The following is a 22,937-nucleotide window of genomic DNA, read 5'->3' on the forward strand; positions in this document are numbered from 1 at the left end:
ATTCCGAGCCGCTTCGCGCGGCCCTTTCGCCGCTCTTAAGAGGACTGCATGTCGTACAATTCCGCGCCGCCTCCGCTGCCGCCGTCGGTTCGGCCGAGCTTCGAGCGCGCACCGCTTGGTTCGGGTCCCCGCCGTACGCCGCCGCCGGGAGGCGGAGGGCGCCACCGGAGGCCGCCCGAACGGCGCAGCGGGCTGTGGAGCAGCGTGCTGTACGCGAGCCTGCTGCTCGTAGCCGTCGTGGTTGGCAGCGCCGGATACCTGCTCCTCAACCCGCCGAGCGATCTCATTCGCCAACAGATCAGCGAGCAAGTGAAGGCCCGGACGGGGCGGGACCTCGTCATCGCTGGGCCGGCGTCATTCAAGCTCTTTCCAGCGATCGGGATTTCGTTGAAGGACGTCTCGCTCTCCGGGCCGCCGGGTATGGCAGGCCGGTTCCTCACGGCGAGCGCGCTCGAGGCCAGCGTCGATCCCATGTCGCTTCTGCAGCGGCAGCCGAAGATTACCGGGGTGACGCTCAAAGATCCGACGCTGGAGCTGCGCGTCGACAGCCAAGGCCGCAAGAACTGGAAGTTCGCTGACGCCCCTGCCCCGACACGGTTGGCCGAGTTGCAGCTGCGCGGCACGCAGAGCGATGCCGCTCCCATCATGGTCGCCATGGCCGAAGAAGCTACCGGCTCGGCCCGTGATGCAGGCGACCTGCAGATCGAGCAGGTGACGCTACAGAACGGCACGTTCCGCTTCATCGACGAGCGTTCGGGCAAGACTTCGGATGTGACGCAGGTGAATGCGTCTCTGGCGCTTCCCTCGCTCGCCAGTCCGCTCGTTGCCGGCGGCAATTTCGTTTGGCGCAAGCAGCGGCTGGATTTCGATGGAAAGGTTGCCGGCGTTCGCGAGCTTGCGGCCGAGAGGCCCGCGCACCTCACGTTCAACGCGAAAAATGCTCTGGTCGCCGCATCCTATGACGGCGGCCTGGTGGTGAAAGACGGCGCCTTCCTCGATGGTCAGGTCAGAGCGCAGTCGGATTCGGCGCGCGAGCTTGCGACGTGGTTCGGCACCGCGCTGCCGCCGGTCACAGGTTTTGGGCCGATGTCGGTCAAGGGCACGCTGAAGACGGCGGGCAACGTCACCATGTTCTCGGATGCGCAATTCGCGCTCGATGATACGGCGGCGTCCGGGACGATCAAGATCACGACGGGCGGTGTCAGGCCGTATGTCGAGGCGGATCTTGCCATCGCGCAACTCGATCTCAACAAATACCTGACGGGCGCTGCGATCGGCACGGTCGCGAGAGAAGGAGCGCCCGCCGCATCCGAGCCTGAGCCTGAGGCCGCCTCACCGGCCGAGGTCAGGCAGCCGAAGCCCGCGACGCCAGATCAGATCGAGCGATTGCTGCAGGGCTCGAAAGTCTACGGCATGCAGCAGCGGCTCGGCTGGTCGAGCGAGCAATTGAACCTGACGCTGCTCGGCGTCGCCGACGGCAACGCGCACGTCAGCGTCGAGAAGCTGCGTTTCCGGAACATGACGATCGGCAAGTCGTCGGCCGATGTTTCGGTGAAGAACCTCGCGATGCAGGCGAAGTTCGACAAGATCGCTCTTTATGATGGCCGTGGTACCGGCGCCGTCACCATCAACGGATCGTCGGGAAGCGCCGATATCGGCGCGAACTTCAAATTCGACAGCGTATCCGCGCTGCCGTTCCTGAAGGATTCGGCCAACTTCGGGTGGATCTCGGGGGACGCCAACGTCACGCTCAACGTGACGGCGAATGGCGCGAGCCAGTTGCAGCTCATCGAGAGCCTCAATGGCACGGCCGGGTTCCAGTTCGCCGATGGCGCCATCGTCGGCTTCAACCTACCGGGCGCCGTGCATGGGCTGACGCAGGGGAACCTCTCGGGCTTCAGGACCTCGCCGTCGGAGAAGACAGACTTCAGCGCGCTCAGCGCGACATTCACGATCACGAATGGCGTGGCGCAGAATCAAGACCTGCAGCTCTTGAGCCCGATGCTGCGGGTGACGGGTGCGGGCATGGCGCGGATGCCGGAGCGAACGGTCGATTACACGATCCGGCCCAAGCTCATCGCGGCGGCGGAAGGCCAGCAGGGCGACGCCACGTCGGGGCTCGAGGTGCCCGTGCACATTACGGGCTCGTGGGACAAGCCCTCCTATCGGCCGGACTTCAAAGCCGTGCTGTCGGACAAGGACAAGACGGTCGAGACGATCAAGGAGATCGGCAAGAAGTTCAAAGGCAAGAATCCCGACCAGATCGTGGATCAGCTCTTCGGCAAGAAGGCTGACGAGGATCCGACGAGTTCAGCTGCCGCCAATAAGAAGAAGGCAAAAGACCTGCTCAACAAGTTCCTCGGAAAAGGTGACGAATAGCGTGCAGGATTGTCGCGGTTTCGCCGTCGCGCGGCGGGTGTTTTAACCGCTGTTAAGTCGTCGAAACCCCACACTTAAAAAAAATCCGCGTAGGGGGCAAAAAGCTCTTGCGTAGGGGGGGCGTTGGCCTCATATGCACCCTCTCTCGTCTGTCCACCTGCCAACATGGTCGAGGTTTTCCAGAGCCAATGAGGTAAGGAGCGGGCGAGTCAAACCTATCTGCTGGTTGGGGAGGGTCACATGGCCTTTAATGACACCCTCTTCCAATTGGGGATGGACTTGACTCGTTCAAGCACCGCCCAAGAGGAAGATTTTTCGCGCGCTGCGTTCACTACGGAAGCCGAGGACTCCACGAGGAGTTCGACTACTGGCCACAGCGTAAGTAGTGCAGGGACTACGATCTTTATCGATCTTCACGGCGCTCAGCGCCTCGACGACGTCAAGTCGGCCGAGCGTGCGATGAAGCGCGCCGTCGAGAACATGGGCCTTACGCTCAAGAGCGTGCACCTCAACCGCGTCGCCGGTGGCGGCGTGTCGGGTGTCGCGGTCCTGGGTTCGGGCCAGCTCTCTTTGCAGACGTGCTCGCGGACGGGCTTTGCTGCCGTCGACGCACGCGGATGCGCGGGTCTGAAGCCCTCGTCGGCTCTGCTCGCGCTTGCGCAGGCGTTCGGCGCTCGCGAGGCCGTCATCCGCCGCCGCCGCACGGCTGCCGACCTGACCGTTCCGGCGCTGCAGATGGTGCCGCAGCAGGCATCGCGGAAGGCTCCGCGCCAGAAGGTTCAGGCGAGACAAGCGGCGTAGGCCGCTTAGCCATCCAGACGAGAGATACAAGCCGCGACCGGGGTGCCCCGTTCGCGGCTTTTTCGTATCTGGGGCGGCTTAGCCGACGTGGCCTTCGCTGAGGCGGGCGACTTCCTTGGGCGGCTCGGCGGCCTTCAGGGCTTCCGTCGGCAGGAGGGATGCGCCGGCCGTCGGCGCCAGCTTCCGGAAGAACAGGACCGAGGACACCGACACGATCGCGATCAGGATGAAGACCGGCGGGAAGTGACCGGCATCGATGGCGCTGCCGCCCTTGAAGTACAGCATGCCTTCAAGGCCGATGGCGGCGATGGTGACGCCGACCGAGCCTGACAGCTCCTGGCAGACGACGGCGAAGCTCGTCGCGGAGCTCAGCCTCTCCGGCGGCACGTCGGCGTAGGCCAGCGTGTTGACGCTCGTGAACTGAAGCGATCGCGAGAGGCCGCCCAAGAGGAACAGTCCCACGATCAGAAGCGCCGGCGTCGAGTTCGAGAACAGCGACGGGAGCGCTGCGAAGAGGCTCGAAATGACGGCGTTCCACATCAGCACCCGGCGGAAGCCGTAGCGGCGGATGATCGTTGCGGCCTGGGTCTTCATGAACATCGCGCCGACGCCGGTCGCGAACGTCATGAGACCCGATTGGAAGGCCGTCATGCCGAAGGCGGATTGGAACATCAGCGGCAGCAGGAAGGGGCCGGCGCCGAGGCCCGTGCGGAAGAGGAAGCCGCCGACGACGCCGGCGCGATAGGTCGGGATGGCGAGCAGGCGCAGGTCGATAATGGGTCTCTCGGCATTCAAGGCGTGCCAGACGTAGGCGCCGAGCAACGCGCCTCCCGTGGCCGTGATGAGGAACACGGTCTCGCGCTCAACGAGGCCGAGGCCCATCAGCGTGACGCCGGTCAGGAACATCGACAGGCCCGGGCCGATCAGGAGGAAGCCGCGCAGGTCGAACGTGCCGGTGACCTTCTCGCGGACATCCGGGATGAAGCGGGTGATCAACATGAGGCCGACGATGGCGACCGGGATGTTGATCCAGAAAATCCAGCGCCAGTTGAAGTAGGTAGTAATGAAGCCGCCGAGCGGCGGGCCCATGACGGGTCCGACGAGAGCCGGGACGGTCAGCCAGGCGATGGCGCCGATCATGTCGGCCTTCGGAATCGTGCGCAGCACGATGAGGCGGCCGACGGGCGTCATCATCGCACCGCCGATACCCTGAAGGATGCGGGCGGCGACGAGCGAGCCCAGGTCGGTCGAGAGGCCGCAGGCAATCGAACCAGCGGAGAACACAACCATCGCGGCGCGAAAGACGTTCTTGGCTCCGAAGCGGTCGGCCATCCAGCCCGAGGCCGGGATGAAAACGGCCAGCGCCAAGAGGTATGTCGTGAGCGCCAGTTTAAGATGAATCGGGTTGGCGTTCAGATCCTTGGCGATCGCGGGTAAGGATGTGGCGAGCACCGTCGCATCCAGGTTCTCCATAAAGAGAGCCGTGGCAACGATGAGCGGAATGAGATTGCGGCGGAAAAGTTCTGTCATTTCTGGTGTCTGGTATGCAGTCAACGCCTGACCGGCAAGAGTTCCGCCGTGCGGCTTTCGCAGGTCTCCATTGCGAAAAGGTGCGGCATAAGCCACTCGTTCCGGCGGGGATAGGGTCCAATTACCCCGTTGAGTGGTGCATGCCCATTGTACCTAAGCTATGCGCGAATAGCAGTCCGGCCTCTCAAACCGGCATTCGGCGACAAAACAAACAACAGCATGGCTCTCTTGAGACCACTACTCGTCTCCCGAGGCCTTAACTGTGACTCTCGGGGAAACGCATCGCATGACGACGAGCAAGGTCATTACGGCTGACGAGGCCATCGCCCGCATCGGCGATAATGCTGTCATCACGACCACGGGTTTTGTTCAAAGCTGCATTCCCGAGGCGCTGCATGCCGCGCTCGAGAAACGGTTCGTGGAAACGAAATCGCCGCGCGATCTGACGTTGATCATGTGCGCGGGCGCCGGCGACAGCAAAGGGCTCGGCACCGGGCGGCTCCATCACGAGGGTCTGCTGAAGCGCGTGATCGCGGCCAACTTCGGACGCATGCCGAAGGTTGCGCAGGCGGCCCAGGAAGACAAAATCCAGGGCTACAACCTGCCCCAGGGCGTCATTTCAAAACTCTATCGCAGCTGCGCCTCGGGAAGCCCGGGTCTCTTCACGCGCGTCGGCTTGCACACCTACGTCGATCCGCGTCTCGGTGGCGGCAAAGTCAATACGAAGACGAAGGAAGACCTCGTCAAGCTCGTCGAAGTCGATGGCAAGGAATGGCTGTTCTATAAGGCGACGCCGATCGACGTCGCCCTCATCCGCGCGACGAGCGCCGATCCGCTCGGCAATCTCAGCATGGAAAAGGAGTGCCTGACGCTCGACGTGCTGGCGCAGGCGATGGCCGCGCACAACAACGGCGGCATCGTCATTGCGCAGGTCGAACGCATCGTCGCGGAAGGCTCGATCAAGCCGAAGGACGTGAAGGTTCCGGGCATTCTCGTCGATTGCGTGGTCGTTGCCGATCCGCCCGAGATGCATCGCATGAACTACGGCGTCATATACGATCCGGGTCTTGCGGGCGAAGTGCGCGTGACCGTTGACAGCCTGCCGACGATGGCACTCGATGAACGCAAGATCATCGCGCGGCGCGCGGCATTCGAGCTGCCGCCCAATGGCGTGATCAATCTCGGCGTCGGCGCTCCCGACGGCGTTGCCAACGTCGCCAACGAAGAGAAGGTGACGCCCTACCTCGTCATGACGACGGAAGCCGGTGCGGTCGGCGGCGTGCTGGCCGGCGGATCGAGTTTCGGATCGTCAGCGAACGCCCATTCGATTGTCGATCAGAACCAGATGTTCGACTTCTATCATGGCGGCGGTTTGGATCTGACCTGCCTCGGCATGGCGGAATGCGACAGCCTTGGCAACGTCAACACCAGTAAATTCGGCGGCAAGCTCAACGGCTGCGGCGGCTTCATCGACATCTCGCAGAACGCGCGTGCGGTTGTTTTCGCGGGCACGTTCACGGCGGGCGGCCTCAAGGTCGCGATCGAGGACGGCAAGCTGCGCATCCTGCAGGAAGGCCGCGCCCGCAAATTCGTGAAGCAGGTCGAACAGGTGACGTTCTCCGGCCAGTACGCCGCGCAGAAATCGCAGCCTGTGCTTTATGTTACCGAGCGGTGCGTGTTCCAGCTCACCGATCATGGCCTCGAGCTCATCGAAGTGGCGCCGGGTATCGATATCGAGCGCGATATTCTCGCGCACATGGCCTTCAAGCCGCACATCCATTCGCCGGTGGCGATGAACCCGCGGATCTTCATGGATGAGCCGATGGACCTGCTGGCCGACCTCCAGAACAAGCATCTGAAGGATCGCGTGAGCTTCGATGCGGAGCGCAATATCCTCATGCTCGATCTCGAAGGCTGGAGCGTTCGCAAGAAGGCAGACATCGCCGACTTGAAGAAGGTGATCGTCGAAGCCTGCCAGGCGATCGGCCGCCGCGTGGACGTCGTCATCAATCAGGCCAGCTGCCGGATCGCGGAGGATCTCTACGACGAGTATGCCGACATGGTCGCTTATGTGACGAAGCACCATTATGGCCGGACGGCACGCTACGCGACGAGCACCCTCACCCGCCATCGGTTGCAGGAAGCCTTGCGGCGGCGCGGGCTCGATACGCACGTCTACGCCAACGCGACCGAAGCGTTTGAATTCCTGCAGCGGCAAGCGGCGGAATAAATTTCCCGCCCGGGGATCGTCCGTACGGGAACAGCTTTCAATAGATTGTGGCGCATGGCTCACATGCGCCACAAGTTCATGCGGCACTTGATGGAGATGAGGCGCGTCGCCATTTGTTGGCGACCTCATCCCATCGGGTGCATTCATGGAACACAGTGTTTTTCGAGTCCTCGACGACAGCGGTATCGAACGCGAAGGCGGGCGGCAGAATAGCGGCCTGACCAATGACGCGGCGCTGCTCGACTCTTACAGCAACACAGTTGTCGATGTGGTCGACGCGGTTTCGCCGGCCGTGGTGCATGTTCAGGTTCGCAGCTCGCGCGGCGGGCGCCATGGACAGGGCTCGGGCAGCGGCGTCATCGTTTCGCCCGACGGGCTCATTCTGACCAACAACCACGTCATCGACGGCGCGCAGACGATCACGCTCGCGCAAGGCGATGGACAGCGGTTCGGCGCGCGCCTCATTGGGCGCGATCCCGATACCGATCTTGCCGTTTTGCGCGCGGAGACGACCGAGCGGCTGAAGTTCGCGCGGTTAGCTGATTCCAAGAAGCTGCGTCCGGGTCAGATCGCGATCGCCATCGGCAATCCGCTCGGCTTTCAATCGACGGTCACGGCTGGGATCATCAGCGCGGTCGGGCGTTCGCTTCGCGCCGAGAACGGCCGCCTGATCGACGACATCGTGCAGACCGATGCGGCGCTCAATCCGGGCAATTCCGGCGGGCCGCTCGTCAATTCGTCGGGCCACGTTATCGGCATCAACACGGCGACCATCATGGGCGCGCAAGGGCTGTGCTTCGCGGTTGCTTCGAACACGGCGGAATACGTGCTGACGCAGATCTTGAGCCATGGACGCGTGCGGCGGGCTGTGATGGGCATCGTTGCCGAGCACGTGGGGCTGCCGCAGCGCATTCGCCACGAGTTCGGCCTCACCCAGACCGGCGCCATCGGAATTCGCGGCGTGCAGAACGGTGGTCCGGCCGAAGCTGCGGGTATGAAAGCCGGTGACATCCTGGTCGCGCTCGACGGCGTCGCGATCTCCAGCGTCGACGATGTTGCGCGCGTGCTCGATCACAAGCACATCGCGCAGAAGGCGATCGTCACGGTGATCCGCGGAGCTGAAAAGCTCGAGTTTCCGATCGTGCCGGAAGAGCGGAGTTAGAGTTTCGTTTGGCGCACGGCGACTCCGCTCCGCGGAGCCGGCCGCCGTGCGCGGAAGAATGTGATTACTCCCGCGTCAGGCCTTTGGCGGCGAGTTCTTCGAGGTATTGGCCCCAGCGCTGGTCCTTCTCGCGGCCAATGAGGTGCAGATAGCCCCAAGTGAAAAGGCCAGTGTTGTGGCCGTCGTCGAAGGTGATGCGCGTCGCGTAATTGCCGACGGGGCTGAGGCTCGTGATCTTCACGTGCTTCTTCCTCGGCACCGTGATGCGCTGTTCGGGCGAGTGGCCTTGCACCTCGGCCGAGGGGCTGACGACGCGCAGGAATTCGGCCGGTAGATCGAACGAGCGGCCATCGGGGAACGCGGCCTTCAGAAGCTTGCCGCCGTCGGCGATTTCGAGAACGGGCGGCGGGGACAGCGTTCCCTTGGCGCGCTCGACCTCGGCCCATGCGCGTGCCGCCAGATCGCGGAAAATTCCGGCATGAGCGCTTTCGGGCGCGGCGACGGTGACCGGCTTGCCGCTGTCGGACGTCTCGCGGATATCCATGTGGAGCGGCACTTCACCCAGGAATGGCACGCCGAATTTCGCTGCTTCGTCGCGCGCGCCACCATGGCCGAACACGTCCGAGCGCTCACCGCACTTGGGGCAGAGGAAGTAGCTCATGTTCTCGATGATGCCGAGGATCGGCACTTCGACGCGCTTGAACATGGCGATGCCTTTGCGGGCATCGATGAGCGCGAGGTCTTGCGGCGTCGAGACGATGACGGCGCCCGAGAGCGGAACGCTCTGCGAGATCGTCAGCTGTACGTCGCCGGTGCCGGGCGGCATGTCGATGATGAGAACATCGAGTTCGCCGGTCGTGCCTGCCCAGTCGGTGTCGCGCAGCATCTGTCCCAGCGCCGATACGACCATGGGCCCGCGCCAGACGACGGGGGTTCCTTCATCGACGAGGAAGCCCATCGACATGACTTTCAGGCCCCAGCCTTCGAGCGGTTTGATGACCTTGCCGTTCGTCACCTGCGGCTTGCCGGTGATGCCGAGCAGGCGCGGCTGCGAGGGGCCGTAGATGTCGGCATCGACGATGCCGACCTTCATGCCGATGGCCTGGAGGCCGAGCGCCAGGTTAACGGCAACGGTCGATTTGCCGACGCCGCCTTTGCCCGAGGCGACAGCGATGACGTGCTTCACGCCAGGGATGCTTTGCGCCTTAGCGGCAGGGTTTGCGCCGGCCGCGGCGGCCTGACGGGGACCTGCGGCGTCGCCCGTGGCGCCCTTCGCGCGCGCTTCCTGCACGCGCGGGTGCTCAGGCGTCTGCCCTGGCCTTGGGCCCGACATCGCCTTAATGGCGCCAGCAGGGGCTTTGGGCGGCGGCGGGGCTTGGCGTGCCTGCCCGCCCTGGGCTTCGGCCGTCAGCACGGCCGTGACGCCGGTGACGCCTGGAAGATCGGCCACGACCTTTTCGGCGGCGAGGCGCAGCTGTTCCAGCTCTTCGGCGCGGCTCGCCGGGATCGTTATCGAAAAATAGGGATGGTCGTCCTTGATGAAGATCTCGGACACGAGGCCCAAATCGACAATGTTGCTTTCGAGGTCAGGACCTTTGACCCGACGCAGGGCAGCGAGCACCTGTGTCTTATCGATTGGCATGAGCATCTCCCGGGGGCGCCGAAGCAGCGCCGCATGTTATCCGCGCGATATAAGTCCGTGCGGCCTTGGTGGAAAGGACCATTGTGGGCTTAAGCCGCCAGACATCAGATATTTCCGCGACTTGCGCACTTTCAGCGGGAACCCTAATCGTTGCCCATGCCTACTTCCCATCAGATCCTCGGCGTCATTCTGGCTGGCGGGCGCTCGCGCCGTTTTGGTGGCGGCGACAAGGGGCTGGCCGATCTTCACGGGCAATCGATCCTGGCGCGCGTCATCGCGCAGTTTCGGCCTCAGGTCGGGCGGCTGATCCTCAGCGTCAACGGCGATCCGGGCCGGTTTGCCGAATTCGGCCTCGAGACGATTGCGGATGATGAGAATGCGGAGCGCGGGCCGCTGAGCGGCCTACTCGCGGCGATGAACTGGGCGGCGGCGCATGGGCCCGAAAGCGAAGCGATTGCCACCGTATCAGCCGACGTTCCGTTTCTGCCCAATGATTTCGTGGCGAAGCTCGACGCCGCACGGGGCGACGGCGTTGCGATTGCTGTCTCCGGCGAGCGGCGGCATCCGACGATTGCAATCTGGCCGATGCATGCGCGGGCAAATGTTGCAGAAGCCCTCAATCGCGGCACGCTGAGCGTCGATAAGCTCGCGGCCAGTCTCAATGCTGTTGCGGTCGACTTTCCAATGCGCAACATTCATGGGGTCAAGGCCGATCCGTTCTTCAACATCAATACGGCGGACGATCTTGCCGCCGCCCGCGCTCTTCTCGCACGACCCAAAGAAGGAAAATAACAATGGGCAAAGCGTTCCGGCCGGGTCATTCGCTGCCGCTCTTCGGCGTCGCCGGATGGTCGAACTCGGGCAAGACGACACTGATCGAAAAGCTGACGCGGCACTTCGCGGGGCAAGGGCTGCGCGTCGCCACGATCAAGCATACGCACCACAAGTTCGATATCGATACGCCGGGCAGCGATACGGCGCGGCACCGGGCAGCGGGCGCTGCGGAGACAGCCATCGTCTCCGGCTCGCGTGTTGCCGTGATCGAAGAAATCGATACCGCGGGCGAGCCGTCGCTCGAGACCGTTGCCAGCCGGCTCAATCCGTCCGACATCATCCTGGTTGAAGGCTATAAGTCGGCCAACATTCCGAAAATCGAGGTGCGGCGCGCGGCGGTGGCGACAGAGAAGCTTCTCGCCAACGGCGATGCGATGGTTCTCGCCATCGCGGCCGATTATGAGGTCGATGCGCACGGCAAGCCGGTGTTCGACCTCAACGATATCGACGGTATCGCGGGGCTCATCGCCGACACGCTCGGGCCTTTCGCGCGGGTGGCCGAGCGGGCTTAGGATTGGCCGCTGAAGCTTGAGAACGTGCGCAGCAACTCATTGTTCAGGAAAGCAAAAACGAGCAGCCAGAGGATGGATGCTGCGACAAAACCGAAGACGAAGTAAGCCGTTGGACTTCTCATGTTTTCCTCCCGCCGCCCCCGATTTCATACGACCTATGACGGGCTTATGCGAGGTCCGAACTTGCCTCTGAGCCCCGGAGGTACGATATGAACGCCGTGGGACCTTTCTCCGGAGATTTGCACATGCTGGGCACGCCTGCCCGAACGAACGAACAGCCGCTTATCGATCCCTTCGGCCGCGCCATCGAGTATTTGCGCGTGTCGGTGACGGACCGGTGCGACTTTCGCTGCGTTTACTGCATGAGCGAACACATGAATTTCCTGCCGAAGCGGGATCTTCTGACGCTGGAAGAACTCGACCGGCTGTGTGCGGCGTTCATCCGGCAGGGCGTCAAAAAGCTGCGCATCACGGGCGGCGAGCCTTTGGTGCGGCGCAACATTCTTTGGCTGTTCCGCGCGCTCGGGCGGCACCTGGAGACGGGCGCGCTCGAAGAGCTCACCCTGACGACGAACGGCAGCCAGCTCGAGAAGCATGCGCGTGACCTCTATTCAGCGGGCGTGCGGCGCATCAACGTTTCGCTCGATACGCTCGATCCGGTGAAGTTCAAGGCCGTGACCCGCTGGGGCGATCTCGCGAATGTTCTGCGTGGCGTCGATGCGGCGGAAGCGGCCGGCATTCACGTGAAGTTCAATGCCGTTGCCTTGAAGGGCATCAACGAAGACGAGATCGAGGATCTCATCCGCTTCGCGCATGGCCGCGGGGCCGATCTGACGTTGATCGAGACGATGCCGCTCGGCGATATCGGCGAGGACCGGACGGATCAGTATTTGCCCCTGTCGATCGTTCGCGCACGGCTCTTGGACCGGTTCACGCTGGAAGATAACCCGTATCGCACGGGTGGGCCTGCGCGTTATGTGACCGTGAAGGAGACGGGCGGCCGGCTCGGCTTCATTACACCGCTTACGCACAATTTCTGCGAGAGCTGCAACCGCGTGCGCGTGACGTGCACGGGCCAGCTCTACATGTGCCTCGGGCAGGAAGACGACGCGGATCTGCGCGCGCCGCTCCGGGCGTCAGCCGACGATACGTTGCTCGATGCGGCGATCGTCGAAGCCATCTCGCGCAAGCCCAAGGGCCACGACTTCGTCATCGACAGGCGGACGAAGAAGCCTTCCGTCGGCCGCCATATGAGCGTGACCGGCGGCTAAACCCGGCTTTCGCAGCAATCCTTCAGGCGAGCACACTTTTCACGAGCTGCTTGATCTGCTCGAGCGTGAAGGGCTTGGGGATGGACAGCAGTTTGGCCACCTTGAGCCTTGCGGCGCGATCGAGCTGATCGGAAAAGCCCGACATCAAGACGATCGCCAGCGCCGGCTTCAAACGCAGCGCCTTTTCGGCCAGCGAGATGCCGTCGAGCTGGGGCATATCCACATCGGTGATGAGGATATCGTAGGCAGCGCCGTTCGCGGTGAGCTGTTCGAGCGCTTCGAGGCCGTCCTGCGTGACGTGGACCGAATGGCCATCGGCGGCGAGCGCCCGCCTGACGAGGTCGCGAACCGCAGCATCATCATCCGCGAGCAGGATCGTCGCCATGGCTTGCGCCCCCCTCTTTTTGTTTGCGCATGGCGACTCGCGTTCCGCGAGCCGGCCGCCATGCGCGGAAGTGTGGTTGCGCATGGCGACTCGCGTTCCGCGAGCCGGCCGCCATGCGCGGAAGTGTGGTTGCGCATGGCGACTCGCGCTCGCTGAGCCGCTGCCATGCGCGGGAAGTGTGGTTGCGCACGACGACCCAGCGTTCCGCTAGACGGCGCGCCATGCGCAGAAAGACTTGTTTCGCGACGCTAGTCGACGAGGCGGCCTACGAACGGCAACTCCCTGTAGCGGTGCGCGACGTCCATGCCGTAGCCGACGACGAACACGTTTTCACATTCGAAAGCACAGTAGTCGGGCTCAATCGATACGGCGCGCGGAGCCTTCTTGTCGAGCAATACGCACGTTTCGATGCGCGTCGCGCCACGGGCTGCGATCAAATCCTTGGCAAAAGCGAGCGTCCGGCCGGAATCGAGAACATCATCGATGAGGATCACGTGGCGGTTCTGAACATCGAGATCCAGATCGCGCAGGATCGTCACCTGGCCCGCGGATTCCTTTCTCTTGCGGTAGCTGGACAGGGTCAGGAAGTCGACTTCGGGCGAAACGCCCGCTGCATAGAGTGCGCGCAGCAAATCGGCCGCGAAAACGAAGCTGCCCTTCAAAACCGGCACGACCAGAAGGTTCTTTGGCGCCTTGCCCGCGATTTGGGCAGCCAGCACCTGGAGGCGCGCTTGAATATCCTCAGCAGAAAAAATCGTTTCAACCGTCTGCTCGGCATTTAAATCGGGCATTTATCTATCCTGTCCTTCCAGGGCGGCCCTCGAAGCGGACCCTGAAGATCCTGTGTACACGACCGCGCCACAATCGTAATCGATTGATCATTGTGTCCGCGACGTGTCTATACGTTGCGGACCTCGCAAAGTGCTCCGGATATCCACTGCCAAGGCAAACACCTCTTGATTCGCTTGACGAATGTCGGACTGAAATACGACAGAGGGCCCGAGGTGCTGCAGGATGTGACCTTCCATCTGCGGCCGGGCTCGTTTCACTTTTTGCATGGTGAATCCGGGGCGGGTAAGTCGTCGCTGCTCCGGCTGATGTTCATGTCGCTGCATCCGAACCGCGGGGAAATCCGGATGTTTGGTGAGGACGTGACGCGCGTCAGGCCGCAAAAGCGCGCGCAGATGCGCCGGCGCATCGGCATCGTCTTTCAGGATTTCAGGCTGCTCGACCATTTGACCGTCTGGGAGAATGTCGCGTTGCCATTGCAGGTGGTCGGCAAAAAGCCTTCCGACTACCGCGAGGACGTGACGGATCTTCTGCAATGGGTCGGTCTTGGCGACCGGATGTATGCTAATCCCTCCGTTCTCTCGGGCGGCGAAAAGCAGCGCGCGGCGATCGCGCGGGCGGTTATCGGCAAGCCGGAAGTGCTGCTTGCCGACGAGCCGACGGGTAACGTCGATCCGCAGATGGCGCGCCGTCTGCTTCGTCTCTTCGTGGAATTGAACAGATTGGGTACCTCCGTCGTGATCGCAACCCACGATCATCAGCTGATGCGGCAGTTCAAAGCGCCGCGCATTGAGGTTCATAAGGGCCATGTCCGGATCATCTAGCCGCTATCCCGGACGCGTCGAGCCGGCCATGCCGCTCCCGGCCTACGATCCCTATGACGAGCCCGTGACAGGCGTGACGGCGCGCACTGCTGGCTATCCGCCGGCCTACGCTGATGCCGAACCGACGGCCGCGGCGGAAGACCCCCAGCGCGGTCTCAAGCCGCCGGCGCGTGACCGCGACCGGGCGCGCAAGATGAAGACGACGGCGCCCGTCGTTCCCCCGGGCTCGGTCACGGGCCGGTCGTTGACGCTCGTCATCGGCATCATGTGCTTTCTCGCGTGCCTGACCTCAGGTGCGGTCTGGATGATCAAGGAATCGTCGGATGCCTGGCTGAACGACATTTCGAGCGAGGTGACGGTTCAGGTCACGCCGCTCGAAAATGGCGATGTCGAGCGCGTCGTGTCGGATGTCGTCGCGTACCTGAAACGGCAGCCCGGCATTGCCAACGTCAACGCCTTGAGCCTCGAGAAGTCTACCGAACTCCTACAGCCGTGGCTCGGCTCGGCCGATGCGCTGAAATCCATTCCAGTGCCGCGTTTGATCGCCGTCGAGGTCAACCGGGCCGATCCGCCGGATCTCGCCGCGATAGGGGCGGCTCTTGAGCGGGATTTCAAAGGCGCGTCGCTTGACGATCACCGGCGCTGGCAGGCGCAGATACGGGCCGTGACGCGGTCGCTGGCCTTAGGCGGCATTGCGATCCTTGTGCTCGTCGGCGCGGCAACCACGGCGATTATCGTGTCGGCGACGCGTAGTGCGATGGCATCCAACCGCGAGATCGTGGAAGTGCTGCATTTCGTCGGCGCGACCGACAAATTCATCGCGCGCGAATTCGAGAAGCACTTCCTGAGGCTCGGCATCAAAGCGGGCATCGTGGGCGCGAGCTGCGCCATGCTGGTGTTCATGAGCATGCCGGCGATTACGGAGCTGCTGGGCGGGGGCGCCACCAGCACGGTCGAGATGCAGCGGCTCATCGGTACGGGCGCTCTCGATGCGCTCGGCTACGTCATTCTTGGCTTCGTCGTCGTAACCATAGCCGGGCTGTGCATGGTGACTTCCCGCGTCGGCGTTTATCGCATTCTGAACGGGCAGCACTGACCCCTTGCCGGCCAAGTAGGCCGGGCCAAGCCGCGTGCCTTCCCGGGCATTTTCATGTAGGTCAAAGCCCGGCAGCAAGGGTGAAGTGGCTGCGTGGCCGGTTTAAATCGGTTACACTTCGCCCGGTTAACCGTAGACCGTCAATCGACACGAACAAGCACATCCGGGAAATGAAACGGCTCTCTCACGCGATGATTCTCTTGCTGGCGCTCGGCGCGGCCGCGCTCGCATTTGGATTCGTGCTGTTTGCCGTTTCCGTCACCCGGGACGACGCCGCCGATTTCGACAAGGCCGACGGCATTGTGGTTCTGACAGGCGGCGAAAACCGGATCGAAACCGGTGCGAAGCTGATGAACGAAGGCCGGGCCAAGCGGATGCTCATTTCGGGCGTCAACCGCAAGGTGAGCCGCGAAGAGATGCAGCGCATCGTCAATGTCGACAATCGCGTTTTCAATTGCTGCGTCGATCTCGGCTACGAGGCGCTCGATACCGTGGGCAATGCGGATGAGACGCGGACGTGGGCGAATTCGAACAGGTATACGAAGCTCATCATCGTGACATCGCGCTATCACATGCCGCGCAGCCTCGCCGAACTCGCGCTCGCGATGCCGGGCGTGACGCTGCTGCCTTACGCCGTCACGCCGAAGCGGTTTCCGGAAACCGCGTGGTGGCTGCACGTGACGACCACGAAGGCGCTGCTTTCGGAGTATCTGAAGTTCTTGCCAGCCGTCGCGCGCCTTACCGCGCAACGCGTCATCGACTGGCGCGATGGGCAGTCGGTCGCGATTATGCCCCAGAAGCGCGCCGATGGCTGAGAGCACGATGAACCATGTACTTCCCCGCCCGGGCGCGCTCGTCATCGTGCGTTCGCTGATCTATTTCGTCGTCTTCTACGTGGTGACGGCGCTCTACCTCGTGCTCGGCTCTTGGCTGCTGCTCGGGCCCCGGCCGTGGGCGATGAAGGGGCTTGAGGTGCACGGGCGGACCTGCGTTTGGCTGCTGGCGCTCATCTGCGGGACGAAGCTCGAAGTTCGCGGTCATGAGAATTTGCCGAAGACGGGATGCCTCGTCATCTCCAAGCATCAATCAGCCTGGGACACGTTCGGCCTCATCTCGCTTTTCCGGGATCCGGCGATCGTGCTGAAGGACGAGCTGAAGTGGATCCCGTTCTACGGCTGGTTCTGCGTGAAGTTCGAGCACATTCTCGTCAAGCGCGAGAAGGCTTCGGCGGCGCTGAAATCAATGATCCGCGATGCGCGGCAGCGCATCAGCATCGGTCGTGAGGTCGTCATCTTTCCGGAAGGCACGCGCACGATGCCGGGCGCGGCGCCTGATTATAAGCCGGGGTATGTGGCGCTCTATGAAGCGCTTGGCGTCGTTACGGTGCCGCTGGCGTTGAACTCGGGCCTCTTCTGGCCACGGCGCAGCATGTGGCGGTATCCCGGAACGATCGTGGTGGAGTTCCTGCCGCCGCTGCCGCCGGGATTGCCGCGCGCCGAATTCCGCTCGCGGATCGAGGCTGCCATCGAGGCCGCCAGCACCCGGCTGATCGAGGAAGCGGCGAGAAGCCCCTCCCCTCCGCCGCTGGCGCAAGTGTACCGCCGCGCGCACGCCGGCTGACGCATTGCCATCTCCAACGCCTGATGTGCGGATGCCGCAATGCGGTGAGAATCGCTCCCGGCGCGGAGGTTTGTTGTGCCCCAGCCCTCAGCCGATGTGGCACGGTTGAGTTCTCATCGTTTTCCAATCACGGAGACAACCATGCGTTCTGCCGCCCGATCGATGTGGGCCGTTCTCGCCGTTGCAGGCGCTGCCATGGCAGCCGCGCCGGCGGAGGCAAAAGAGTGTTTCAAGAAGGCTGCCGAAGGCGTCGCGCTCACCGAGCAGCTTGCCCATTTCCAGGTCGATGCCGCCCTGCTGCAGGCGACCGACTGGAGCATCTATTTCACCTGGGTCTCGGGCAACGGCACGCCTGGCTATTCGTTCGGACCGCGCCACTATAAGTGCAGCCCCGGATCCATCGGCTGGCAGTGCAAAGGCGAAGCGACGCTCTGCAAGCTCTGAGCGAACTCGTACTTCCGCCCGGCGTTATTGGCCGTCTGCGCGATCCGAATTCCGGCTCCGCAGGCGGCTTTTTCTTGTCCGGTCAGGTCGCCGCTGCCCGAGGAATCAAAGTGTTTGACACGCGGCCATCTAGAACATATAGTGAACATCAATTGAAAGCCCCTACTTTGCACCTATATTCCGGCGACTTGTATGAGCGCGATTTTGAGAGATCTGCCCGCAATTTCCGGCGCCATTTGGCGGCGCAAGTATCGTTTTGCCGGATCGCCGGAAGCGGTGGCTGACGAGACGCTGGAGGACACCTTCCGGCGCGTGGCCGCGGCAGCTGCTTCCGTCGAGAAGCCTGCCGCGCGCGAGGCTTGGGCTGGCGCTTTCTATGACGTGATGTCCGACTTCGGCTTTCAGCCGGCGGGGCGCATTCTGGCTGGCGCCGGCACGGGCCGGAACGTCACACTATTCAACTGCTTCGTGCTCGGCCGGATCGAGGACGATCTGACGAGCATCTTCGAAAGCGTCAAAGAGGCGGCGCTGACGATGCAGGCTGGCGGCGGCATCGGCCATGACTTCTCGACTCTTCGTCCGCGAGGGGCGGCGGTCAAAAGCATCGGCGCGGATGCTTCGGGTCCTGTCAGCTTCATGGACGTCTGGGACGCGATGTGCCGGACGATCATGTCGGCTGGTCAGCGGCGCGGCGCCATGATGGCGACGCTGAGGTGCGATCATCCCGATATCGAGACGTTCATCGCGGCGAAGGCCGATGCGCAGCGGCTGCGGAATTTCAATCTTTCGGTTCTGGTGACCGACGCTTTCATGAATGCGGTCAAACGCGGCGCGTCGTGGGACCTCGTTTTCGAAGGCAAGGTGTACAGGACCGTTGAAGCGCGCGCGCTGTGGGACAAGATCATGCGCGCGACCTACGACTACGCGGAGCCCGGCGTCATCTTCATCGACCGCGTGAATGCGGTCAACAACCTCGAATATTGCGAAAGGATTTCGGCGACGAACCCGTGCGGTGAGCAGCCGTTGCCACCCTATGGCGCGTGCCTTCTGGGATCGATCAATCTTGCGCGGCTGGTGGAGCATGCCTTTACGCCGTCCGCCGGTATCGACGCTGAGAAGCTCGAGGCGCGTGTTGCGACGGCCGTGCGCTTACTCGACAACGTCATCGACATTTCGCGTTATCCGCTGGAAGAGCAGTCGCTGGAAGCGCGTGCGAAGCGGCGTATCGGCCTCGGCGTGACCGGGCTTGCGGATGCTCTGATTTTCCTTGGGCTTCCCTATGGCAGTCCGGCGGCGCGGGATCAGGCTGCCGAATGGATGGCTCTCATCCAGAATGCCGCCTACCGGGCAAGCGCTGCGCTCGCCGCCGAGAAGGGCGCATTTCCGCTTTACGATGCCGAGGCCTTCCAGGCGCGTCCGAACATCGTGCGGCTCGATGCCGAGGTGCGCGCGGCGATCGCCGAGAACGGCATCCGCAATGGCTGCATCACCTCCATAGCGCCGACGGGGACGATCTCGCTGCTGGCGGGCAACGTCTCGAGCGGCATCGAACCTGTTTTCGATTTCGTCTACCGGCGCCGCGTGCTGGGCGATGGGCAGACGGCGACGGAGGAAACGGTCGAAGATTACGCCTACCGGAAATTTCGCGAACTCTCGGGCGAGAGCGCTGCCCTTCCGGAAGCCTTCGTCACGGCCGATCAGCTCTCGCCTCGCGAGCACATCGCGATGCAGGCGGCGCTGCAGCCTTATGTCGACAGCGCCATCTCGAAGACGATCAACTGCCCAGAGGATATTTCCTTCGAGCAGTTCGAAGACATTTACGCCGAGGCGTTCGATCTGGGCCTCAAGGGCTGCACGACCTATCGGCCGAATGCGATCACGGGTGCCGTTCTCTCGCGCGCGGAGGCTGTTCCGAGCGGCCCTGAGGGGGCGCTCGATGAGGTTTCGACCGCGCAGCGCGCGTCCCTGGCGCGGAGCATCGAAGATCCGGCGCGGACGGGCGACGTCGTCTATATGACGAAGCCGCTGGAGCGCGATCAGGCGCTCGAAGGCGTCACTCACAAGATCAAATGGCCGGCGAGTGCGCATGCGCTTTACGTGACGATCAACGACATCGTTCGCGATGGGCGGCGGCGGCCGTTCGAAATCTTCATCAACACGAAGAACCTCGAACACTATGGCTGGACGGTTGCGCTGACGCGCATGATCAGCGCCGTCTTCCGCCGGGGAGGCGACGTGACGTTCGTTGCCGAAGAGTTAAAGGCGATTTTCGATCCGGAAGGCGGACGATGGATGGGCGGGCGCTACGTTCCGAGCCTGCTTGCCGCCATCGGCGATGTCATCGAGCAGCACATGATCCACATCGGGTTTCTCACGCGCGATGATGAGGACGTGATTGCGAGGCGCCAGCCAATCGCGGTGGTGCAGCGGATCGGGGCTCACGAGGATGAGAGTGCTGCGGGTAGCGCCGCTTCCGGTCAGCCGCCGCCGGTTGCTACGGCCCGCATCTGCCCCAAATGCGGTGAGCGCGCCTTGCGGCATGTGGAAGGCTGCTGGACGTGCGCGAACTGCGATTATTCGCGTTGCGGCTGAGCCGCGCCGGTTAACATTACCCCGCCTAGCGCATTCACATTTTTGGCGAGATTGGGTCCAGCTGCACGTTCAATTACTAACGTGCGTTGACGATTGCGGTCTTCTCCGGCGCATACTCGCCAGGAGTGTTTCAGCTTCCGCTACCTTCTCAACACTTCATTGACCATCGAGGCGCGGACGAGGCAATCGCGTCAAATTTTCGGACCAAAGTTCACCATTCCTCACAGGCCAGTCCGGTATCACGATGACAAAAGCAGTCATCGGCGAAGTGCCGACAAGGGGTGTGCGTTATGAGTGCCGAAATTATTCAGTTAGCTGCGTTCCGAGTTCACCGGCAGGCGGCCCAATCCGTTCCTCCGATGAACGCGCAAGGCGCTCTTCCTGAAGCTCCGCCGCGGTTTCATTTCTGGACGGGCGCATCCGGCAAGCGTTACGTGCACACCGTCTACAGCCTGTTCGATTGCCCGACGCTGGAAGATGCCAACTACATTCTCGTCCGCCGCAGCGATCGCACGCGCCGTACCGTGCTCGCCATCGGCCGTTTGTCGAACCGCTGCCCGTCGCTGAACCTCGCTGAGATCCGCCAGCATTCCGCAGCGCTCGGCGCCGACGAAGTTCACGTGCACCTGCTCGCATCATCTTCGCAGGAAGCGGAAGCGGTCGAAGCCGATCTCATCACGGCGCAGTTCTTGATGGAGCCGCACTCGGCTTAAAGGCGGGATGCGACGGCGCGTTACTGCGCGCCGTCTTTGGCGCGGGCGGGTCTGCGTCCGAAGTCCGGCTGCGCCGTATCCTGGCCCGCTTGAATGATCCCGCGCCGCGTCGCGCGCGCTTGCGTGAAAAGCCGCTCCAGCGTCTCGCCGTCGCCGAAGCGGATGGCGCGTTGCAGGGTCGTTAAATCTTCCGCGAAGCGGCCCAGCATTTCGAGCACGGCATCCTTGTTGTTCAGGAAGACGTCGCGCCACATGATGGGATCGGAGGCGGCGATACGCGTGAAATCGCGAAAGCCGGCAGCCGAGAACTTGATGACCTCGCTGTCCGTCACGCGTTCCAGATGCGAGGCCGTGTTGACGATGTTGTAGGCGATCAAGTGAGGGACATGGCTCGTGATCGCGAGCACCATGTCGTGATGCTCCGGCGTCATGATTTCGACGTTGGAGCCGAGCTTGCGCCAGAACTCGCTCAGTTTAGCGAGGGCTGAGGGATCAGCGCCCTCGCCCGGCGTCAGAATGCACCAGCGGCCGTCAAAGAGCTCGGCGAAGCCGGCGTCGGGGCCCGACTGCTCGGTGCCCGCGATTGGATGGCCGGCAATGAAGTGCACGCCTGCGGGCACATGCGGGGCGATGTCTTGGATCGCCGCGGCCTTCACGGAGCCCACATCGGTAAGGATGGATCCCGGTTCCAAATGCGGGCCGATGGCCTGGGCAATTTCCTGGAACGCGCCGACCGGCGTGCAGAGAACGACGAGGTCAGCGCCTTTCGCGGCCTCGACCGGATCGGCGTAGGCTTTACTGACGAGGCCAAGCTCTTCGGCGCGCGCGCGCATCTCCGGCGGCGGCGCGGAGCCGACAATGTCTCCTGCGAGGCCAGCGCGGCGCGCGGCGTGGCTGATCGAAGACCCGATGAGGCCAATGCCTATGAGCGCTACGCGCTTGAACATCGGCTCTGCCGCGCGTTCCGCGACGGCACTTTCCGGTTTCTCCATCAAACCGCGCCCTTCAGGTAGCGGGCGAGCGCTTCGATGACGCGCTTGTTGTCGGCTTCCGAGCCGATCGTCATGCGCAGCGCATTCGGGAAGCCGTAGGCACCGACCTTGCGCACGATGATGCCTTGCGATTTCAAAAACTCGTCGGCTTCGGAGGCCGTCTTGCCGTCGATGCCGTCGAAGTCGAAGAGCACGAAGTTGGCGACGCTCGGCGTCACCCTGAGCCCGAGCTTTTCAAGCTCGCTCGTGACCCACGGCAGCCATTTGTCGTTGTGGAGCCTTGCGCGCTCGGTGTGCTCGATGTCTTCGATCGCAGCGGCGCCCGCGGCGATGGCGGGAGCCGAGAGATTGAAGGGTCCGCGAATGCGGTTCAGCACGTCGGCGATCTCGGGCGGGCAATATGCCCAGCCGATACGGAGCGCGGCGAGACCGTAGATTTTCGAAAACGTGCGCGTCATCACCGTGTTGTTGGTGGTGGCGACGAGTTCGAGCCCGGCTTCGTAATCGTTCTTGCTGACGTATTCACAGTAGGCGGCGTCGAGCACGAGCAGAATGTCGCCGCGCAGGCCCGCACGCAGGCGACGCACTTCCTCGATCGGGATGTATGTGCCCGTCGGGTTGTTCGGGTTGGCGAGGAACACAACGCGCGTTTTCGGTGTGACGGCGGCGAGGATGGCATCGACGTCGGTTTTGAGGTCGCGTTCAGGCACGACCACGGGCGTGGCGCCGTTCGTCAGAATGGCGATGCGGTATACGAGGAAGCCATGCTCCGTGTAGATCGCCTCGTCGCCGGGTCCGAGGTAGCCGCGCGCCAACATCCCCAGCAGCTCGTCCGAGCCGGAACCGCAAACGATGCGGGCGGCGTCGAGGCCGTAGCGGCGGGCGATGGCTTCGCGCAGGCGCGTCGCCTGACCATCCGGATAGCGCTCAAGCTCGCCGGCCGCCAGTTTGAACGCTGCGATTGCCGCAGGGCTTGGCCCCAGGGGCGTCTCGTTGGACGACAGCTTCGCGGGCGGCAATGCGCCGCCGGCCTTGCTCTCGCCAGGGACGTAGGCTGCAATGTCGAGGATGCCAGGCCGTGCAATTGGTGCGGTGACCACCATATGTTATCTCGAATTCTT

General features: G+C 63.2%; 21 protein-coding genes and 1 pseudogene. 14 read left to right on the forward strand and 8 right to left on the reverse strand.

The genetic code is table 11. The features are described 5' to 3' along the window. Positions 1–48: 48 nt before the first annotated feature. Positions 49–2,379, forward strand: a complete 2,331-nt coding sequence (locus tag VFG26_RS09715; RefSeq protein WP_325024711.1) for an AsmA family protein — start codon at positions 49–51, stop codon at positions 2,377–2,379. Positions 2,380–2,652: 273 nt separating this feature from the next. Then, positions 2,653–3,180 (forward strand): S-adenosylmethionine decarboxylase family protein, encoded by a 528-nt coding sequence (locus tag VFG26_RS09720; RefSeq protein ID WP_325025063.1) that lies wholly within the window; start codon positions 2,653–2,655, stop codon positions 3,178–3,180. 78 nt (positions 3,181–3,258) lie between these two features. On the opposite strand, the gene VFG26_RS09725 is transcribed toward VFG26_RS09720, so the two are convergent. Then, entirely contained in the window at positions 3,259–4,710 is a 1,452-nt protein-coding gene (locus tag VFG26_RS09725; RefSeq protein WP_325024713.1) for an MFS transporter, read from the reverse strand. Between the two features lie 286 nt (positions 4,711–4,996). Between VFG26_RS09725 and VFG26_RS09730 the strand changes: the two genes are divergently transcribed. Both VFG26_RS09730 and VFG26_RS09735 read left to right on the forward strand, forming a co-directional pair. Then, a complete protein-coding gene (locus VFG26_RS09730; protein WP_325024715.1) occupies positions 4,997–6,940 on the forward strand; it encodes an acyl CoA:acetate/3-ketoacid CoA transferase in 1,944 nt (647 codons plus the stop codon). Between the two features lie 145 nt (positions 6,941–7,085). Next, the gene (locus tag VFG26_RS09735; protein ID WP_325024717.1) at positions 7,086–8,102 is read left to right on the forward strand and encodes a S1C family serine protease; all 1,017 of its coding nucleotides are present in this window, start codon (positions 7,086–7,088) and stop codon (positions 8,100–8,102) included. Positions 8,103–8,166: 64 nt separating this feature from the next. Here VFG26_RS09735 and VFG26_RS09740 read toward each other — a convergent pair whose 3' ends face one another. Continuing rightward, positions 8,167–8,517, reverse strand: coding sequence for a DUF971 domain-containing protein (locus tag VFG26_RS09740; protein ID WP_325025066.1), 351 nt, complete (start codon positions 8,515–8,517; stop codon positions 8,167–8,169). Then, positions 8,503–9,744 (reverse strand): annotated as a pseudogene (locus VFG26_RS09745) (P-loop NTPase); the annotation flags it as partial. The gene VFG26_RS09740 and the pseudogene VFG26_RS09745, both read right to left, overlap by 15 nt. Positions 9,745–9,900: 156 nt before the next feature. On the opposite strand from VFG26_RS09745, the gene mobA reads away from it, so the two are divergent. Together mobA and mobB are read left to right on the forward strand one after the other, a co-directional pair. Beyond that, on the forward strand, positions 9,901–10,536 hold the full coding sequence (gene mobA, locus VFG26_RS09750) for a molybdenum cofactor guanylyltransferase MobA (RefSeq protein ID WP_325024719.1): 636 nt from the start codon (positions 9,901–9,903) through the stop codon (positions 10,534–10,536). Positions 10,537–10,538: 2 nt separating this feature from the next. Next, positions 10,539–11,090, forward strand: coding sequence for a molybdopterin-guanine dinucleotide biosynthesis protein B (mobB, locus tag VFG26_RS09755; protein ID WP_325024721.1), 552 nt, complete (start codon positions 10,539–10,541; stop codon positions 11,088–11,090). Here mobB and VFG26_RS09760 read toward each other — a convergent pair. Continuing rightward, complete coding sequence (locus tag VFG26_RS09760; RefSeq protein WP_325024723.1) at positions 11,087–11,212, reverse strand: hypothetical protein; 126 nt, start codon at positions 11,210–11,212, stop codon at positions 11,087–11,089. The genes mobB and VFG26_RS09760 overlap by 4 nt on opposite strands. 123 nt (positions 11,213–11,335) lie before the next feature. Between VFG26_RS09760 and moaA the strand changes: the two genes are divergently transcribed. Then, entirely contained in the window at positions 11,336–12,361 is a 1,026-nt protein-coding gene (moaA, locus tag VFG26_RS09765) for a GTP 3',8-cyclase MoaA (RefSeq protein WP_325024725.1), read from the forward strand. 22 nt (positions 12,362–12,383) lie between these two features. Here the strand turns inward: moaA and VFG26_RS09770 are convergent, their stop codons facing one another. Continuing rightward, entirely contained in the window at positions 12,384–12,746 is a 363-nt protein-coding gene (locus VFG26_RS09770; RefSeq protein WP_325024727.1) for a response regulator, read from the reverse strand. Between the two features lie 248 nt (positions 12,747–12,994). Further along, on the reverse strand, positions 12,995–13,537 hold the full coding sequence (hpt, locus tag VFG26_RS09775; protein ID WP_325024728.1) for a hypoxanthine phosphoribosyltransferase: 543 nt from the start codon (positions 13,535–13,537) through the stop codon (positions 12,995–12,997). Positions 13,538–13,702: 165 nt separating this feature from the next. Between hpt and ftsE the strand changes: the two genes are divergently transcribed. The 7 genes from ftsE to VFG26_RS09810 all read left to right on the forward strand — a co-directional run bounded on the left by ftsE (position 13,703) and on the right by VFG26_RS09810 (position 20,824). Next, complete coding sequence (gene ftsE, locus VFG26_RS09780; protein ID WP_325024730.1) at positions 13,703–14,359, forward strand: cell division ATP-binding protein FtsE; 657 nt, start codon at positions 13,703–13,705, stop codon at positions 14,357–14,359. Further along, entirely contained in the window at positions 14,343–15,455 is a 1,113-nt protein-coding gene (locus VFG26_RS09785; protein WP_325024732.1) for an ABC transporter permease, read from the forward strand. The genes ftsE and VFG26_RS09785 overlap by 17 nt, the downstream gene beginning before the upstream one ends. A gap of 170 nt (positions 15,456–15,625) precedes the next feature. Next, positions 15,626–16,270, forward strand: coding sequence for a YdcF family protein (locus tag VFG26_RS09790; RefSeq protein ID WP_325024734.1), 645 nt, complete (start codon positions 15,626–15,628; stop codon positions 16,268–16,270). A 7-nt stretch (positions 16,271–16,277) separates the two neighbouring features. Then, positions 16,278–17,075, forward strand: coding sequence for a lysophospholipid acyltransferase family protein (locus tag VFG26_RS09795; RefSeq protein WP_325024736.1), 798 nt, complete (start codon positions 16,278–16,280; stop codon positions 17,073–17,075). 141 nt (positions 17,076–17,216) lie between these two features. Further along, positions 17,217–17,519 carry a hypothetical protein gene (locus tag VFG26_RS09800; protein ID WP_325024738.1) on the forward strand — a complete coding sequence of 101 codons (303 nt, stop codon included), beginning with the start codon at positions 17,217–17,219 and terminating at the stop codon, positions 17,517–17,519. Positions 17,520–17,711: 192 nt separating this feature from the next. Beyond that, positions 17,712–20,111 carry an adenosylcobalamin-dependent ribonucleoside-diphosphate reductase gene (locus VFG26_RS09805; RefSeq protein WP_325024740.1) on the forward strand — a complete coding sequence of 800 codons (2,400 nt, stop codon included), beginning with the start codon at positions 17,712–17,714 and terminating at the stop codon, positions 20,109–20,111. 290 nt (positions 20,112–20,401) lie between these two features. Further along, positions 20,402–20,824 carry a hypothetical protein gene (locus VFG26_RS09810; RefSeq protein WP_325024742.1) on the forward strand — a complete coding sequence of 141 codons (423 nt, stop codon included), beginning with the start codon at positions 20,402–20,404 and terminating at the stop codon, positions 20,822–20,824. Positions 20,825–20,844: 20 nt separating this feature from the next. Here the strand turns inward: VFG26_RS09810 and VFG26_RS09815 are convergent, their stop codons facing one another. Both VFG26_RS09815 and hisC read right to left on the reverse strand, forming a co-directional pair. Beyond that, a complete protein-coding gene (locus tag VFG26_RS09815; RefSeq protein ID WP_325024744.1) occupies positions 20,845–21,816 on the reverse strand; it encodes a prephenate/arogenate dehydrogenase family protein in 972 nt (323 codons plus the stop codon). Further along, positions 21,816–22,919, reverse strand: coding sequence for a histidinol-phosphate transaminase (hisC, locus tag VFG26_RS09820; protein ID WP_325024747.1), 1,104 nt, complete (start codon positions 22,917–22,919; stop codon positions 21,816–21,818). The genes VFG26_RS09815 and hisC overlap by 1 nt, the downstream gene beginning before the upstream one ends. Between the last annotated feature and the right edge of the window lie 18 nt (positions 22,920–22,937).

This window comes from Hyphomicrobium sp., assembly GCF_035687085.1.
Classification (GTDB): Bacteria; Pseudomonadota; Alphaproteobacteria; order Rhizobiales; family Hyphomicrobiaceae; genus Hyphomicrobium_B.